We start from the raw sequence: 16,271 nt of genomic DNA, 5'->3' as shown, positions 1-16,271 counted from the left end.
CTAATATACAGCTATTATACAGAAAATTTCCAGATAAATACCTAAATTTGGGTGGATAGCAATAAATTTTCTGGCTATCATCCTTTTCTGGGTAATAGACGGAATGATTCAGTATATTTATCGCTGTCCAGAAATTTTCCTCATAACATTCTAATTAGGACATTAGACAGAATTTTCAAGATGTTCTTAACCGTAGTGATAAACCTGTTCGCAGTCCTCTACATTTTTTCTTTCCAAAAATTTCAACTTTTCCACCTCCAACCTTAACCTTTCATTCTCCACCCTCAACGCCAAAATTTCATTCTTCTGCAACTCAATTAACGACTTTTGACTAATTACCTCACCAAAGGCTTTTTTCCGGTTTTCAATCCCAAACCATCTTTGATAGGTTTTTGTATGTTCATCAACAGTATGACCTAAATTATCTGCTGCGGCTTTAATCGGTATTCCCTGAAGATGCGCTCGAATCGCGCAACCATGACGCAAATCATAAGGTTGAAACTCAATTCCCACCTTTCTAAACCATCTGGATATATCTCTCCGCATCCAATTAATATTTTGCACAGATGCAATTTTTGCCACCTTTTGTTCTAAAATCTTTAATGGTTTGGGATTATGTAAATCAAATAATTCTATCCATTCAGGAACAAAAGGAATAACTTCTCGATATCCAGTTTTGGTATTTTTATTCACTTTCCAAGTATGGTCTATATTTTGGGGAGACATCCACCAATTAATATCCGGTTCTACAAATAATTCCCTTGGTCTTAACCCATAAGTTGCTAACATTCCATATACCCAACGCCACATTTCCCAGGTGTCTATTCCATCACTAATATTTGTATTTTTGCGGTTGAGGGCGAATTTTTCAAAGAGGTCAAAAGCCGATATTATTTTTTCATCTTCAGGTATTTCTCGATAAGCAGGAGTGACATGATCTCGTTTGACATCGAGTTGAAATCCTAAATTAAAGGTTTTAATCAAAACAGAACTTACCGCAATCAGTTCATTTTTTTTATTTCCCTGAAATGAATTAATAACTTCCTCAAAATTTTCTTTTGTGGCTAAATGGGAGAGAGTCAAGTTTCTTTTAATTACAGATATATAGTTAGCAAAAGTATTTTGACTGGTGATCGTTTTCTGACGGGTTTGATAATATTTTTCCGCAAAAGTATCTAATAATTCCCCAATAGTTTTGATCTCTTGCTTCTCTCTCGATTTAATTCCTAAATACTTCTCATTCCACTCGAAAGTATGACGAGCAATTAATTTACCCAACTCATAACTTTCTTCAATTGCAGTTTTTAATCCCTCTAAATTTGCGGGTATTCCTAGAGATAAATCATACTGCTTTTTTGTCTTACCTAAACTGTAATCTCCTGGTTTTAAAGGTAAGGTAGCTCGTAATTGGAGAGAATTGCCAGTTTGTTTAATACTAACTCTTATTCTCTCTCTTTTTAAATTATTATTAGCTGCAATTAACTTCTGTTCAAAAACTGCTTGATACTGTAATTCTGTTGCTTTTATTTTCGTCATTCCCTATACCTACCGTCTGTGGTGTTCTGCGGTTCAAAATCGGCAAATATATCGGCGAATAAATCGGTTGAGTCTGCATTTGTATATTCCTGTGTAGATGTGGAATATATACCCTCACAATTACCCTGATTTTGCCTGTCCATTCCCTAAATATTCCCTTATTTATATAAGCTGAAATAGTGAAAATAAAATGTTATTACCAAGCAAAATTACTTTAAAAATAAGTTACTCAGAAACATTTTTAGAATATCACCTGTTGTCATAGCAGTTATATGGTGCCTGGTGGTGTGATGTGCGCCCCCACTTTAACTGATATTACCCGCGCCTGGGCAATTTTGGAATATTTCCGCACCAATTGGTTAGAACCAGTTTGGTTAGGTTGTTCTTTAGAAAGATATGAAGAAATTCAATCTTATGAGGACTTTCAAAAGTGGTTAAATGAAGATGTTAAACATCGAGAATCTGACTTAGGTTTATATTGGAGAATGGGTTTAGATATCGGTTTAGATAGATATGGTGCGGGAGTCGGTAAATATGTGACTTGGGGTTATATTCCCCATGAGGATAAATACAATAAACCAACCATTGAAGGACGTAACGCTGCTGTGATTATGAAAGGCGGTGTTTATGATAGTTTTACTGATACTCATAGCTTAATGAATCAATCATTTGCTCGGGAGAATTTAACCCATTCTTGGTATGATGAAGGTAGAGAAAATTGGCATCCAAGCGATCGCACTACAAAGCCAATTAATCACAATCAAAAAGACTTTAATGGGGCATATTCTTGGTCAAGCGCCGTTCTCCACCAAGACTTAGGACGATTAGAAGCAGGACCCCTCGCTCGTCAATTAGTTGCAGGGGGAAATCATGGGGAATCTTGGCAACATTATGACCCATTTATTCTCGACATATTCAAGCAAATGGGTGGTGCAAGTGTTCATCTTCGTCAATTAGGAAGAGTCCACGAAATAGTTAAACTATATCGTCAAGCCGAACGGTGTTTAAGAGAGTTCAAATTAAACGATCCTTGGTATATTAAACCTGAAGAAAAAGATGGTAAAGGTTGGGGTGCAACTGAAGCCGCTAGAGGTGCATTATGTCACTGGGTAGAAATCGAAAAAGGCAAAATTAAAAACTATCAAGTTATCGCTCCCGGTACTTGGAATATTGGACCCCGTGACGGAGAAGGACAACTAGGACCGATTGAAAAAGCATTAATCGGAACACCAATTCAAGACCCGAAAGACCCCGTAGAAGTGGGTCATGTCGCCCGTTCTTTTGATTCATGTTTGGTGTGTACTGTTCACGCCCACGACGCGAAAACTGGGGAAGAATTAGCTCGTTTTAGAACAGCTTAATTTAAGATCCCCGACTTCTCTAAGAAGTCGGGGATCTATTTTTCGATAAGTCAGGGTTCTATATAATTGTTATGTGCAGTACAAAAGTTCCCAAATCAGTGGGTTAGTCTGAATTTTAAGGAATAATTGATAATTCCTAACTATCAGATTATGAATTATCAATTAGGAATTACTAAATACTAAAAATGGTAACTAATTGTGTCTAATTTAGAACTACATCAATATCTTCCTCAGCTTCCTGAATCTGCATTGCAAGAATTTATAGAATGGTGTATGTTGGAGCAGTCAACAGCCGCAGGATTAGAATTTAAACCCGATCAAAGTAAGTTAAAGAATTTAGCACCAGCGGATTATTCTAAGCAATTAGTTGACCAATTTATGAAGGTAAGACCTGACCCTATTAGAGCCGGGTTAGTAGCTGTAATTGCTGGAAAACAAGCCGATAAACACGAATTAACAGGTTTAGCTGCTGTGGTTGATTTTGTTTCTCTTTATGTTAAGTATTTAATTCCTAAAGATGGTAGTAATGCACAAGAAGCAGATGCAATTTTAGCTAAAGCATCACAACATCAATATGAAAAACTTGTGGAAATTGCCAAAAAACATGGTGTGAGTTTATAAATTTGTAGGGTGGGTAATTCCCACCCAGAAAAACGCGGAGAATTATAAACTTTTGTCTGAATCAGGATTTACAGGATTTAAGGATTTACAGGATGTTTATTTTTAATATTAGAAATGGGAATTTATGTACTTAACATGAATAAATCATCAATAAACAATCCTGTTAATCCTTTAATCTTGAGCATCCTGATTCTGACAATATGAGTATCAAAGATTGACTAAATTGCTAAAAAATGAGTTTCAGGAATTTTGTGATCAAGTTGGCAAAAATGCTGAAGCAAAAGGTATGACAGAAGAAAAGCTCAAAGAAATTCTTGAAAGTGATGATTGAGCAAAGAATTGTCATTGACACTAATTCTTACTCATTTTTTCTTTTGCTGCTGTTGGTGGATACTTATCAACTTCTATCAATAATTGCCTTTCTATAATTCGTTCATTTTTGTTAAAATCGAGAATACGGGATGTTACTTCACCAATATCTGTTAATGGTTGAATGATAGCTTCATTAAGTTGAAAATGATCACCCCAAAAGTCTCTACGAGGGTTAAAAAATCTCACTAATTCACCATTTCGCCAATTAATTGAACCTAAATCTGTACCTTTTTGCAAATTACAGAAAACACAAGCATAACAGAGATTATCATCCGTACTTGCTCCACCATGTTTGACACTAATGATATGATCAACTTGACAAGATGTAGTATCTTCTTCTGAAATTAGACAATATTCACAGATATTACCAGCACGTTCCACAACTAAACGCCTTATTTCTAAATTAATGTAAGTACGAGACACCTTATTTACCCTCAGCGTTAATATATTTATGAGCCTTAGCTTTAGCTAATCTAATAATGTGTTCTAAAGTCAAAAAATACTCTAATTCTTCCTTGTCTTGTTTCGTTAGTTCATTATTTTTAGCACTATCAATTAAATCCTCTAAACGGTTTTGTGCTGTTTCGGAAAGGTGGAAGTTAATCACACTTTCGGGAGTAGTACCAGCAGCAATGAAATCTACAATTTCGTCATAGACTTTGATTGTTTTAACAGATGTATTCATGGCGGTATCCTTTTTTACAATACTTGTCTGATAGCGTAGCCATATCATTGAGTTATAATTATAGCAAATGCACAAATAACCCTGGGTTAAAATTTGTATGAATATTCAAGATAAAACTATTGCTCAAATTCGGCAAATGCCAGATTATTTAATTCAGGAAGTAGATGTTAATTTTTAATATTAGACACAGGAATTTATGTACTCAAAATGAATAAATTATCAATAAATAATCCTGAAAATCCTTTAATCCTGAAAATCCTGATTCTGACAATAGTAAATGTTGGGTTTCCTTACCTCAACCCAACCTACTCTTCTACATCAAACCAAACAGGAGAAATATCATCAACCTGCCCATTATAATTAATCGTAATTTCCTGCCCTTCACGAATATATTTATAAGCAACAATATCAATTACATTTTTAGCAAAATTCTTAATATAAACCGCATTGGGATGATAAGAATGATTAAAAAGAGAAGCAAAACCTAAACCTATCGCCCCGCTTTCTCCATGCCAACCAAAATAATAATTTAATAACACCGTTTTAGTAATTAACTTAACTTGCTGTTTAGGAATAACAATCACAGCGGCTCTTTCAATTAAATCTCCTGTAGCAAAATCTTGCTGGGCAAATATCCCTCTACCTTTAGTATCTGTATCACGAAATACTAGCATATAGCAATTCTGTCATGGGTAAGAATGATTTTTGACTAACCACTACAGATAAACGCAGAGAAGATAAAGACAAATTTTTGTCACTGACTTACGGCTACTAAACTCACTATAAAGTCAATGATCAAAGATGTAGTCAAAATTTCCGTAAATTTTAATTTTTTGTGCAAAGTTGATAATATTCATGTTATTATAAATATCCCATGCTAACTATCATTGGTTGTGGCAATCTCAATCGGAATGATGATGCTGTCGGCGTAATTATTGCCCAACGTTTACAGCAATATCTCGCCCAAAATCCTCACCCCAACATCCGCGTTTTCGATAGTGGAACTGCGGGAATGGAAGTGATGTTTCAAGCGAGAGGAAGTCAAAAATTAATTATTCTTGATGCTAGTTGCACAGGTTCAGAAGCAGGTGCTATATTTAAAGTCCCAGGGAACGAACTAGAAGCACTGCCCGAACCTAGTTACAACTTACATGATTTTCGTTGGGATCATGCCTTGGCTGCTGGGAGAAAAATCTTTTTAGATGATTTTCCTCAAGAGGTGATAGTCTATTTGATTGAAGCTGCAAATCTGGATTTTGGGCTGGAATTAAGTCCTGTTGTGCAACATTCTGCTGATTTAGTTTTTGCCGAACTAATTACAGTTATCCAACAGAATGTTATGGCTTAATCAACAATCTCAAATCCCCAATTGCATCAGATCCAATCACGATAAACTGGCAACTCATCTACTCTCATTTCAAAGGGTACAGTTTGACTATCGGGAGGACAAACCCGGATTTTGGCACTGCTAACAATGCCATAAAGAACATTTGCCATAGGGACAATTTGTTGCAAAATTTGCCAGTTAGTAACTTGGTCAGGGCATTCAATTACTAAAGTCAAAATACTCGCATGAGTTGTGGCATACCAACGACAATTAGACAATAAACTATGAATAATGCGATCGCATCCTTCATAAAAGTATTTGCTAATTGAATGCTCCAATTGTTGTCGAAGCATAATATCTGCTGATGTTGGCTGTATAGGGTGCTTATCATCAGCATGGAATTGATGTTCTCTTCTCGCCATTTCCAGTTATTTTCCTATTTATTTACCAATTGCCATTGCATACAATACGTCCTTATTGGTTTCTAGAAAGGCTTGGGTTTCATGATCATAGAAAGCACCAATACCACTACAATCTATTTCCCAATAGTTGCTAAATAAATACACTCTCTGTCCGACAAATCCGGCTAATTGCATAGCCGTTTGATAACTCAAATAATCGGACACCTATTCCAAACGTTCTCCAAAAACCGTTCTCGGTCAGAATTAAATTGAGGATGTTCTAGCTGCTGCTGGTGACTAGGCTGTAAAGACGTTGTTTGATAGGCATCTTCAACACATTGATTAACTTGAAAATAGTCAGTACCACAGACAAAAGGAATAGGTAGCCTTAAGCGTCTGACTGGTTTTTCTTGCGCTTCTGGTGATATCACACAACTAGTAATAAACTCCTTATTCTCAAATCCCAAATCTGCATTGAGAATAAGTTTATCAAAATCAAAGCCTAGTTGTATGTTGTTTTCATGAAGATATGCAAAAAGCAGCGATAGCACCTAAACGGTGTCCGCTATCCAACAAACAATATCTCAAACTCCTGTCTTGATATTTCCAGCTAGACCTATGATAAACACAACTAACTAAAAAGATGAATCCGTTAATACATTTATTTGGTATAACATAATTATCCAATCCATCATCGCCTAATTCATAAATTAAGGTCAGACAATTATTCTCAACTTCTATATGGTAGATGCCATCTATTATGCCTTCTAACCCACGTATTTGTACATAAATTTCTGTCGGGTATAAAGCCCCCGCAGACGGATTTACCCGCAATTTATAGGGACTATCTTGATATATCTTTTCTCAAGTAATAGCACTGGTTAACCACAAAAAAGTATGAATAGGATTATTGCGATTTAATTGCAGCCGACGATAAAAACGAGGATAAACTTTAAAAGAAGTTGGTTGTGTAGCGGCATCTACATAATTAGGATTAACTTGTACCGACAAGTAACCTTAAAACTTCTATATTGCTGGCAAAATCAATTGCTTTATCAGTAAACCAAATTTTGTAAGTTCATGTTAGGATTGTATTATGAAGGTATGAAATTCCCAAATTGAACCTTTAAAACTCTTACCTTTGGGCTTTTGCGGCTTTGTGTGAGACTAAAATTCATACCCTTAATCAGCAACGCCAGTTTTCAGCAACAGGAATGGTAATCAACTTATTTGTCAAATTGCAAAATTCTGTACTATAATAAAAGTGTGAAGTACATGGGGCTTTAACGGTTTCGACAGGTTGGCGAAAGCTACTCTGTGATTCAGGTCGAGAGCGAGTCATCTCTCGCAAATCAAAGACTCAAAAAAAAAGTAAATGCGAACAATATCGTAAAATTTGCTCGTCGGGAAGCTCTAGTAGCTGCCTAAGAAACCTCTAATAGGTTCGAGCGTCTTTAATTTGACTCCGTTAAGGATTAAAGACCTAACCCCCAACGGATGCTCCAACAAGCGTTCTCTGGTTGGCTTGAAGGCTAAGATTAAATCAGAGCATCCTACGTTCGGGATAATGAACGATTCCCGCCTTGAGGGTCAGAGAGGCTAAACCTGTGAACGAGTGGAGGGTTAATACCCAATTTGGACATGGGTTCGACTCCCATAAGCTCCATTTTCAATTTTCAATAATTTTTAAGCCCGCTAAACACTTTGATATGTAAGCGGGCTTTTTGCTATTTGGGGGATTTCTCAACATGGATATCCCGTTCCCAAATTATTTATTAGTATGGGATAGTGCTGATAGTTAGGCTTGCTTTAAAGCATCGCGTTTTTTGCGATCTGCTGTCAAAATATCTGCCATGACTATGAGTGCTTGCGCCATTTTTTCTAGGTTAGAACTGTATAGTTCTAAATCTTTGATGAGTTTATCTTCAGAGATATGTAACCCGTTAGAGATTGCTTTTAGTGCTTCAGCCCTTTGCTCATCGTTTTTGACAAGTTCAGGATCTGACTGGACTAATAATGCAAATAAACCAACGCCAAATAAACGACTATATTTAAAGTTGGAATTTGCGGCCACCGCTTCTAGTTGCTTTTGCAAATCTGCATCTTGATTGAGGGGACTTGCTTGACTTAAACTAGTGATCAAATCCTTAGCTGGTAAACTGGCAGCTAAAGTTTGCAATCTGGAGGCATCTTGTCGGTAGCTCTGGGGGTCTTGTTCCACAGCCTGACAGATTGCCAGAAAAATTGACTCTTTGTCCTGTTCTGGTTGGTAGCCATCCATGAAGCGGTCAAAAGTTGTGACAACGCCCAAGGCATAAATCGCATCGTAGCTAAAATCAACATTGACTGATAGTAGGTGCATTTCTACCATCAACTCCTCCACTACCCGGCGGTAAATAGTATTAATCGGCCTGGTATGAAGAGTGTAAAAGGTTCTTTTTGTATCAGATACTGTACGGACGTTATTCACAAAGAAAATTTTAGTAAAGACGTATTCCTGTTATCTAGTATGAACTAATCAGAGCTAATTAGCGAAAGTCAGATCAAAAAGGAGTTGATAAATCCTATGGACCAGTGAAAATCTGGTGCCGAGTCTCTAAAACCTGTTTTTCCGTCTCAAAGATTTCAAATACAGTATCCATCATTGTGACTTCAAACACCAGCTTGGCTTCTGGATGAACATTACAAATCCGAAAACTACCATTAACCCTATCAGCTTCACGCATCCCAGCTAATAAAGAAGTCAGCCCAGAACTATCAATAAAATTTACTTGGCCGAGATTGACAACAACATGAGGACTGTGTTTAGAAATACATTCCTGTAGCTTGAGACGAAATTGCCAAGCAGTAGTAATATCTAAGCGACCAGCGGGTGTCAATACCATAACGGTATGACCGTCTTCAGTTGTAAGGATTTTTTGATCTATATTAATCACTGAACCGATACTTTTTTGCTAAGATTTGCTAATCAACACACTCACAAAGTGAGAAACTATCAATCCATATCCAGAGGACGATACCGATGTCTTTGATGATTTCGGCTTCTGGGTAAAGAGACTGCATATAAGCGATTTGTCTGTCAAGAATGGCTTCGCCACGCAGGCTATCATCTCGCTGTTTTGAGGAACTGACTCGGCAGTAACAAATGTAGCTCGTTCTGAGCTACCGTTGATCTATGATTCGACATCATACAGCCTTTGTCCTGCGGGGTTTTTTGATGCTTTTGATTTTCCCTTCATCTGCATATTTCCTCAACGTATTTAGGTGCAATCCCAGAAATTCGACCGCTTTTCACCAGTGGTATGTATGCCATTGGCATACTATAGCATACGTAAAGAAAAATTAGCAAATAAGCAACTAGTAGTTCGTCAAATTTATTTTGACGGGTAATGATCGGAAAAAACTTCTGTTTTCCCCTCCCCTACTCCCCCTGCCCCTCTTCTCCCCCTGCTTGCCTTTACCCGTCATTTTTGGATTGACAGACTACTAGTTACTTGCCCTTTCCCTAAAATTCTCAGAAATAGGGTTTCTGGTGTGTTGGGGAGTTGGTGAATCGCAATAATTACGGTTTTTAAGCCTTCTCCCCAAAAATAAATCCCTTTTCCCCAGTTTTCTTCATCTCCAGTTGTATTAAAACTTGCGAGAAGTTCCGCTGACGCAGTAGGAGAAAAAATCCATAGCCGGGGTAATTCGGCTTCATCATTGATTAATCTCTACTTATAGGATAAGAAATGTGGGGGTTTTATATCGAAATATTAAGGAATATTGCATTTCTATCAAAACATAGAGCTATAGAAGGAATTCAGCCAAAAGTCCGTGATAGGATACTTTGGGAAAATGTTTATAATTGGGAGAAAACCTTTGACACTACGGGTTGCTGTTGTTGGTTCAGGACCTGCGGGTTCATGCGCTGCTGAAACACTAGCTAAAGCTGGGATTGAAACCTATTTATTTGAGCGGAAGCTAGATTACGCCAAGCCTTGCGGGGGTGCTATTCCCCTCTGTATGGTGAAGGAATTTGACTTACCTCCAGAAATTATTGACCGTCAAGTCCGCAAAATGAAAATGATTTCTCCCTCTAATCGTGAGGTTGATATCAATCTAATAAATCAAGATGAATACATAGGAATGTGCCGCAGAGAAGTGATGGATGGCTTCTTGCGGGACCGGGCGGAAAAATTAGGGGCAAATTTAATTAACGCCACTGTTCATAAAGTTGATATTCCTGCCGGCAAGTCTGACCCCTATACAATCCACTACGTTGACCATACAGGAGAAGGAGCGCAGGGCGTTACTAAAACCCTGAAAGTGGATTTAATCGTTGGTGCGGACGGGGCAAATTCCCGCATTGCTAAGGATATGGGTGCTGGGGATTACAATTATGCGATCGCTTTCCAAGAACGTATTCGTCTTCCCCAAGACAAAATGGCCTATTACAATGAACTCGCCGAAATGTACGTTGGCGATGATGTTTCTACCGACTTCTACGCTTGGGTATTCCCCAAATATGATCACGTAGCGGTAGGTACTGGCACAATGCACATCAACAAAGCCAGAATCAAACAATTCCAAGCTGGTATTCGCGCCCGTGCTTCTGAAAAACTAGCCGGCGGTGAAATCATCAAAATAGAGGCACACCCCATCCCCGAACATCCCCGTCCCCGTCGCGTTGTTGGACGCATAGCCTTGGTAGGAGATGCTGCTGGTTATGTTACCAAGTCTTCTGGTGAAGGTATTTACTTTGCGGCTAAATCTGGCAGAATGTGCGCCGAGGCCATTGTAGAAGCAGCTAACGGCGGTGCGCGGATTCCCACAGAAGCCGACCTCAAAGTATACCTGAAACGTTGGGATAAGAAATACGGACTCACCTACAAAGTATTAGACATTCTCCAAAATGTCTTCTATCGTTCCGATGCTACCCGCGAAGCATTTGTAGAAATGTGTGATGACATGGATGTACAAAAGCTAACTTTTGATAGTTATCTTTATAAAACTGTAGTTCCCGCTAACCCCTTCACTCAATTAAAAATTACTGCCAAAACTCTTGGTAGCTTAATTCGTGGTAACGCCCTTGCGCCCTAAAAGGGGACATGAGAAGCCCAAAATTTATTTCTGGGCTTCTTTTTTTTCTGGGTGAATGAATTACATATTATTTTTGTTTCACTCACCCAAATTAATCGCGGGATTCCTCTTAAAAAATCCCCTTGGCATCAATTTAAAACCAACGCGGTGAGTTGGCATTACAGGCCAATCTTCTGGACGGGGAATATGAGTGATTCCCATTGTGTACCACACAACTAGATCTTCATTATTCACGGATTCATTATCACCAATATATTTTGGTAAACCCTCCCCCAATTGTGTTTGGTTGGGATAATCTCCACCTGCATACATTTCACTGGGTTTATATTTTGTCACCCAAAAATGATGAGTTGCAAAACCTGCTTTTTTCCTAATATTTGCACCTTCTACCGCATACAAAATTGTACTTCCTCCTGGCATTAACATATATGCAGGTGAAACACCTAAATTATTTTGTTTATTTGCACTAGCAATCATCCATTCTCGACTGTGTTGAATATCTAGATCACGCACAGCATATTTTTCGGTTTTTAGTGGAGTATCTTCTACAGTTATAGCATTGCCTAATGGGTTTTTATCACCCATTGCTAACGCTTCTACATTCATTTCCATTACAGAATTAGCTTGTCCATCTATATCTAAATCTAAGCGATAATTGAAAAAATGCTGATGATTTACACCAAAGATATTTTTAGCTAATAATCTGCCAAATGACTTATTTTCAGTTTGTTTTATGCTGGCTGTTCCCTGGACTAAATCAATTCCCGTTAACTCATTCTCTACTTCTAAAGTACCGTCTTGCCTAAATATCCAATTGATACTGTAATCATAGTTATCAACTGTTGCCATCATTTTCATGACTAATTCACGATTACGACGGATATATTTTTGTTGATTTCTGTAATTAAAATGTTTCCACAGGATACCGTTATCTCTTTCATAGATACCAATTAATCCAGGTATGGTAAAAGGTTCTCCTTCAGGATTAGCAAATACTGTATTTAATAAAACTCCATTTTCAGGAATTTCTTTACCTAATTCTAGTTTATTCGCTAATAATCCCAAATTATATTCTCCCACATCAAATGCATTACGAAATGACCAATTGGGCTGAGGATGACCGTAAGGAACTGCCATTTCTGAAAGACTACCACGATATAAAATTGATCTATCTTTTTCACCATCATTATATTTGACAAGATACAAAACTAAACCTTCGCGGGGGTGCATTAAATAACGAAATTTCCAACCTTGCCAAGTAATTTCATTACCTTTAATTTGGAAACTTGTTCCTTCTGGTTGATTAATATTTAATGGTTTTGGTGGTGCAATTACTTGACTAAAAGCATTAACATCATAATCCCAATTTTCTTGGGAAAGAGGAACTATCCCATTATCAATAAAACTATCAACTTCACCTTTATTTAAATTAACTATAACTAAAACACCTTCTATGGGACGGGCATAAAAATTCCAATGTTTACCTTGATAATAAGATAATGCTCGACAAATTCGATTACCAGATTTTGCTTCTGCTTTATTTAGTATTCCTGCTCCCCAACAACTTATTTCTACATTTTTAAAATCTTTAATTCCCCGTTTTTGCATAGCTATTTGCCAACGTAAATCTGATTTTACAACTTCGTTAGCTATGGCATAATCTGGGTTTAAAATAGCGGGTTGTCCATGCGGTATTTCTTGCCAGGAAGTGAGGTTTTTAGTGTTTAAATTAACTATTCCAGTAAAGGTTTTATTCAGTTCGATTTCATAAACTTGCAAAAAAACCTGGCGGAGAAATGATTTACCAGGTGTAAAATTTAAGACTGCTTTTTTATCGGGTTCTTGTAAGGCAATTATGGGAAAAATTGCGGTTTCACTGAGCTTTTTTTTCTCTTTAACTATGGTAACTGCTGTATTAATTTCTTGTTCTGTTAAGGCGTTGAGAGGGTGTGGAATTATCGCTTCTTCAGCTAATACAATGTTAGAAAATCCCCAGCAGATATTAATAAAAATAATAATGCTAATAGTTAGCCTGTAAAAAAGATTTAGCCTCTTAATCATCTTGCACATTTTTCTGAAAAAGTACATTTATTGATTCGTCAACTAAAGATGAGAAACAGTAAGATTAAGAGGATATTTTAACTCTCCTCGTTCCCATAGTCTGTATGGGAATGAATTCTAGAAGGCTCTGCCTTTAATAATAGTAGAGGCAGAGCCTCTATGGTAGCATTCCCAGTCAGAGACTGGGAACGAGATATGTCCAGCGCACTATATAGAAACTAAGCGACGTAAAGATTCAGCCCGACGTTTAGCAACGGGGTTATTAGGTGATAATTTGAGTGTTGCTTCATACATTTCCAAGGCTTGAGCATTCAATTTTTTCTTCTCATAAGCGTGTCCGAGATTATTTAAGGCTGATACATAATCTGGGTTCAATTTAATCGCTTCTTTGTAATGACGAATTGCTAAGTCATATTGCTCTTGAGCAAAGTAAACATATCCCAAACCGTTGTAAATGGGAGCAATAGATTCTTCTCCCTCTTCTTCGGCTGCTTTGAGAGATTTTTGAAACAGGGGTATGGCTTGGCTAAATACTTTTTTTTCTGAATAGATACTAGCTAATTCATAATATTCTTGAGCCGTACCTTTTTCTTTAGTTAATTTGTTTTTTAACTTACCTAGAGAGTTTTCAAGTTTGCGGGTTTTGAATACTTGACGAAAAACACTCACACCTGCAAATGCAAGTAAACTAACAAAAATTGACAGATAAATGACGACTAAATTGCTATCCATTTTCTACAAATACAAATTATTAAAATACCCTATCTATTATCAGTTATTAGGTTGTATATTTCTCACTAAATTACGACAATCCCCAATATTCTATCCGTTCTTTTAGCCAACCTGTAACTGTATAACGAGCGATCGCTTCATTCACGTTACGTCTTAACTCATCATACTGCAATCCCTTTTGCATAACTACAGATAATGGTTGTGCTGATAATTTAGTTGGCAATATGTGATATTCAGGATGTACTTGCACCCAACCACTAAGAACGCTGACATCCGCTGCAAAACCATCTACCTGATTATTTTCTATTTTTTCCCAACCTTGGGCGTAAGAATTTACGCCGACCAATTCAGCAGACGGTGTAAAATATTTTAAGTATCCAACAGTGCTAGAGTTGTTGAGAACGGCTATTTTCCCTTTGTCTATATCTTTTAATTCTTGAATAGATGTATTTTTTGTAACTATTGCTGCCCCATCATAATAATAAGGAACACTGAAGCTAACAATGCGGGAACGTGACTCTGTGGCTGTGACTCCAGCAATAGCCAAATCAACTTGTTGATTAAAGACTACAGGTAAGCGATCGCTATTGGCTACCGGTTGCAATTTTACAGCGTCAGCTTTACCCAACAAATCACTGGCCAAATGTTTGGCTAAATCAATCTCTAACCCTTGTAAATTGCCCTTCTCATCCCTAAATCCCAAAGGACGAAGATTATCCTTAACTGCCATATTTAAATAGCCTCGCTGCTGAATTTCCGCCATTGTTGCGGCAGATGCAGTTAAATTTCCACTGAGAAAAGACAGCCAAAAAATCAAAGATAGGGTAGCGGATAATACCAGATGTAACTTATTCATAATCGCTCTGCGTTTTACTCCAATTAAAAATGCCAAAAAGTTTCTTGATTTTTAATTTTCAATTCTCCGAAGTGCCATCTGTTACATCCGTTATTCATCCGTTGCCACCTTTATCCGTTAACCGAGTTAGCGAGTTCCGCAATTTTAGCGAAGCTTGCAGGATCAAGAATTGCCAATTGTGCCAACATTTTGCGGTTTAGTTCCACATTGGCCTTTTTCAAATTACCAATCAAACGGCTATAGCTTAAACCGTGTTGTCTAGAAGCTGCGTTAATCCGTGCTATCCACAGACGGCGAAAATCACGCTTCTTCTTTTTGCGATCGCGGTAAGCACTGCGAAGCGCCTTCATTACTTGTTGGTTAGCGGTTCTAAACAAAGTTGAGTGAGAACCACGGAAGCCTTTAGCTAATTTGAGAATTTTATTGCGGCGTTTACGAGCTACATTACCGCGTTTTACCCGAGTCATATCTTATTACCTGTGATCTTTTACAAATATGGAAGCATTAAACGCACGTTAGGTTCGTCCCGTTCATGAACAATTGCCATTTTGGACATATTGCTCTTTTTGCTAGAGGATTTATGCTCTAACAAGTGGTTTTTGAACGGTTTACGGCGGACGATTTTACCGGTACCGGTGACGCGGAATCTCTTCGCCGCAGCCTTGCGAGTCTTTAATTTAGGCATGGGATGGCTTTAATTCAACACAATCTACTATTATATATGAGAAAAGGCAAATTGTATGCCCCCTTGGCAAGATCGGCAAGGATTCCCAAAATATCTTAATTCAAGACTTGACAAGGCGAAAATTTTAGTTTACACTAATGTTAGGAGTGGAAATCTGTCCGCGCATATATAGTAAACTTTTGGATTGTCTGAATCAGGATTTACAGGATTTTAGGACTTACAGGATGTTGGTTTGCGGTGGAGATTTTTGATTTTCAGTTTTTTATATGATTCTTGACATCAAGACTTGACAAGATGCGATAATTGGTTTACACTAATGTTAGGAGTGGAAATCTGTCCGCGCATATATAGAGTCAATTTTTAAACTAATAACTAAAGATCCCCGACTTCTTTTATCGGTGATTCTGTATCAAAATAAATTATCCTAGAAGTCGGGGATCTAAATCCTGTACATCCTTAAATGTGACTTGAATCATAAAATAAGCTTTTAGCTCACTTTATGCTTCACAAAGCAGATGTCCATTTTATGCTTCAAAAAAATGTGAAAGTAGA

14 protein-coding genes, 1 other RNA gene and 4 pseudogenes are annotated in these 16,271 nt (G+C 37.4%); 5 read left to right on the top strand and 14 right to left on the bottom strand.

Annotation, left to right across the window (positions count from 1 at the left end):
* Positions 1-186: 186 nt before the first annotated feature.
* Positions 187-1,679 (bottom strand): annotated as a pseudogene (locus AN490_RS16060) (site-specific integrase).
* 117 nt (positions 1,680-1,796) lie between these two features.
* Between AN490_RS16060 and AN490_RS16055 the strand changes: the two are divergent.
* Together AN490_RS16055 and AN490_RS16050 are read left to right on the top strand one after the other, a co-directional pair.
* A pseudogene (locus tag AN490_RS16055) lies at positions 1,797-2,897 on the top strand (nickel-dependent hydrogenase large subunit); the annotation flags it as partial.
* A gap of 198 nt (positions 2,898-3,095) precedes the next feature.
* Complete coding sequence (locus AN490_RS16050) at positions 3,096-3,518, top strand: hypothetical protein (RefSeq protein ID WP_300005377.1); 423 nt, start codon at positions 3,096-3,098, stop codon at positions 3,516-3,518.
* A 351-nt stretch (positions 3,519-3,869) separates the two neighbouring features.
* Here the strand turns inward: AN490_RS16050 and AN490_RS16045 are convergent, their stop codons facing one another.
* The 3 genes from AN490_RS16045 to AN490_RS16035 form a co-directional block, all read right to left on the bottom strand.
* Positions 3,870-4,313, bottom strand: coding sequence for an HNH endonuclease signature motif containing protein (locus AN490_RS16045; protein ID WP_213711672.1), 444 nt, complete (start codon positions 4,311-4,313; stop codon positions 3,870-3,872).
* A gap of 1 nt (position 4,314) precedes the next feature.
* Entirely contained in the window at positions 4,315-4,575 is a 261-nt protein-coding gene (locus AN490_RS16040; RefSeq protein ID WP_148761886.1) for a hypothetical protein, read from the bottom strand.
* A 305-nt stretch (positions 4,576-4,880) separates the two neighbouring features.
* Complete coding sequence (locus tag AN490_RS16035) at positions 4,881-5,249, bottom strand: SET domain-containing protein (RefSeq protein ID WP_300005370.1); 369 nt, start codon at positions 5,247-5,249, stop codon at positions 4,881-4,883.
* 200 nt (positions 5,250-5,449) lie between these two features.
* Here AN490_RS16035 and AN490_RS16030 point away from each other — a divergent pair, with 200 nt between their 5' ends.
* On the top strand, positions 5,450-5,923 hold the full coding sequence (locus AN490_RS16030) for a hydrogenase maturation protease (protein ID WP_300005367.1): 474 nt from the start codon (positions 5,450-5,452) through the stop codon (positions 5,921-5,923).
* 26 nt (positions 5,924-5,949) lie between these two features.
* Here the strand turns inward: AN490_RS16030 and AN490_RS16025 are convergent, their stop codons facing one another.
* Both AN490_RS16025 and AN490_RS16020 read right to left on the bottom strand, forming a co-directional pair.
* Entirely contained in the window at positions 5,950-6,324 is a 375-nt protein-coding gene (locus tag AN490_RS16025) for a hypothetical protein (RefSeq protein ID WP_015079356.1), read from the bottom strand.
* An 18-nt stretch (positions 6,325-6,342) separates the two neighbouring features.
* Positions 6,343-7,314 (bottom strand): annotated as a pseudogene (locus tag AN490_RS16020) (SagB/ThcOx family dehydrogenase).
* A 266-nt stretch (positions 7,315-7,580) separates the two neighbouring features.
* Between AN490_RS16020 and ssrA the strand changes: the two are divergent.
* Positions 7,581-7,972, top strand: a transfer-messenger RNA (tmRNA) gene (gene ssrA, locus AN490_RS16015).
* 129 nt (positions 7,973-8,101) lie between these two features.
* Here the strand turns inward: ssrA and psb29 are convergent.
* The 3 genes and pseudogenes from psb29 to AN490_RS16000 all read right to left on the bottom strand — a co-directional run.
* On the bottom strand, positions 8,102-8,773 hold the full coding sequence (gene psb29 / locus AN490_RS16010) for a photosystem II biogenesis protein Psp29 (protein WP_300005364.1): 672 nt from the start codon (positions 8,771-8,773) through the stop codon (positions 8,102-8,104).
* A 94-nt stretch (positions 8,774-8,867) separates the two neighbouring features.
* Positions 8,868-9,239, bottom strand: a complete 372-nt coding sequence (locus AN490_RS16005; RefSeq protein ID WP_300005361.1) for an STAS domain-containing protein — start codon at positions 9,237-9,239, stop codon at positions 8,868-8,870.
* 555 nt (positions 9,240-9,794) lie between these two features.
* Positions 9,795-10,004: pseudogene (locus AN490_RS16000) on the bottom strand (hypothetical protein); the annotation flags it as partial.
* A 160-nt stretch (positions 10,005-10,164) separates the two neighbouring features.
* Between AN490_RS16000 and chlP the strand changes: the two are divergent.
* Positions 10,165-11,385 carry a geranylgeranyl reductase gene (chlP, locus tag AN490_RS15995; protein WP_213801020.1) on the top strand — a complete coding sequence of 407 codons (1,221 nt, stop codon included), beginning with the start codon at positions 10,165-10,167 and terminating at the stop codon, positions 11,383-11,385.
* 78 nt (positions 11,386-11,463) lie between these two features.
* On the opposite strand, the gene AN490_RS15990 is transcribed toward chlP, so the two are convergent.
* The 5 genes from AN490_RS15990 to rpmI all read right to left on the bottom strand — a co-directional run bounded on the left by AN490_RS15990 (position 11,464) and on the right by rpmI (position 15,719).
* On the bottom strand, positions 11,464-13,446 hold the full coding sequence (locus AN490_RS15990) for a primary-amine oxidase (RefSeq protein ID WP_300005357.1): 1,983 nt from the start codon (positions 13,444-13,446) through the stop codon (positions 11,464-11,466).
* 207 nt (positions 13,447-13,653) lie between these two features.
* Positions 13,654-14,178: a tetratricopeptide repeat protein gene (locus AN490_RS15985; RefSeq protein ID WP_300005354.1), complete on the bottom strand. Its 525-nt coding sequence runs from the start codon at positions 14,176-14,178 to the stop codon at positions 13,654-13,656.
* 70 nt (positions 14,179-14,248) lie between these two features.
* Positions 14,249-15,034 carry a transporter substrate-binding domain-containing protein gene (locus AN490_RS15980; protein WP_300005351.1) on the bottom strand — a complete coding sequence of 262 codons (786 nt, stop codon included), beginning with the start codon at positions 15,032-15,034 and terminating at the stop codon, positions 14,249-14,251.
* A 110-nt stretch (positions 15,035-15,144) separates the two neighbouring features.
* Positions 15,145-15,501 carry a 50S ribosomal protein L20 gene (rplT, locus tag AN490_RS15975; protein WP_015079973.1) on the bottom strand — a complete coding sequence of 119 codons (357 nt, stop codon included), beginning with the start codon at positions 15,499-15,501 and terminating at the stop codon, positions 15,145-15,147.
* Between the two features lie 20 nt (positions 15,502-15,521).
* A complete protein-coding gene (rpmI, locus tag AN490_RS15970; RefSeq protein ID WP_015079972.1) occupies positions 15,522-15,719 on the bottom strand; it encodes a 50S ribosomal protein L35 in 198 nt (65 codons plus the stop codon).
* Between the last annotated feature and the right edge of the window lie 552 nt (positions 15,720-16,271).

Origin of the sequence: Anabaena sp. AL09, assembly GCF_001672255.1 — a bacterium.
GTDB lineage: Bacteria > Cyanobacteriota > Cyanobacteriia > Cyanobacteriales > Nostocaceae > Dolichospermum > Dolichospermum lemmermannii.
Note: the sequence above shows the minus strand (reverse complement) of the source record. Positions and strands in the feature narration are given on the sequence as shown.

Bases quoted from the DNA above. Each gene is read 5' to 3' on its own strand.
- rplT (WP_015079973.1), bottom strand. From the start codon at position 15,501: ATGACTCGGGTAAAACGCGGTAATGTAGCTCGTAAACGCCGCAATAAA.
- AN490_RS15980 (WP_300005351.1), bottom strand. From the start codon at position 15,034: ATGAATAAGTTACATCTGGTATTATCCGCTACCCTATCTTTGATTTTT.
- rpmI (WP_015079972.1), bottom strand. From the start codon at position 15,719: ATGCCTAAATTAAAGACTCGCAAGGCTGCGGCGAAGAGATTCCGCGTC.
- AN490_RS16030 (WP_300005367.1), top strand. From the start codon at position 5,450: ATGCTAACTATCATTGGTTGTGGCAATCTCAATCGGAATGATGATGCT.
- AN490_RS15990 (WP_300005357.1), bottom strand. From the start codon at position 13,446: ATGATTAAGAGGCTAAATCTTTTTTACAGGCTAACTATTAGCATTATT.
- AN490_RS15985 (WP_300005354.1), bottom strand. From the start codon at position 14,178: ATGGATAGCAATTTAGTCGTCATTTATCTGTCAATTTTTGTTAGTTTA.
- AN490_RS16025 (WP_015079356.1), bottom strand. From the start codon at position 6,324: ATGGCGAGAAGAGAACATCAATTCCATGCTGATGATAAGCACCCTATA.
- AN490_RS16040 (WP_148761886.1), bottom strand. From the start codon at position 4,575: ATGAATACATCTGTTAAAACAATCAAAGTCTATGACGAAATTGTAGAT.
- AN490_RS16035 (WP_300005370.1), bottom strand. From the start codon at position 5,249: ATGCTAGTATTTCGTGATACAGATACTAAAGGTAGAGGGATATTTGCC.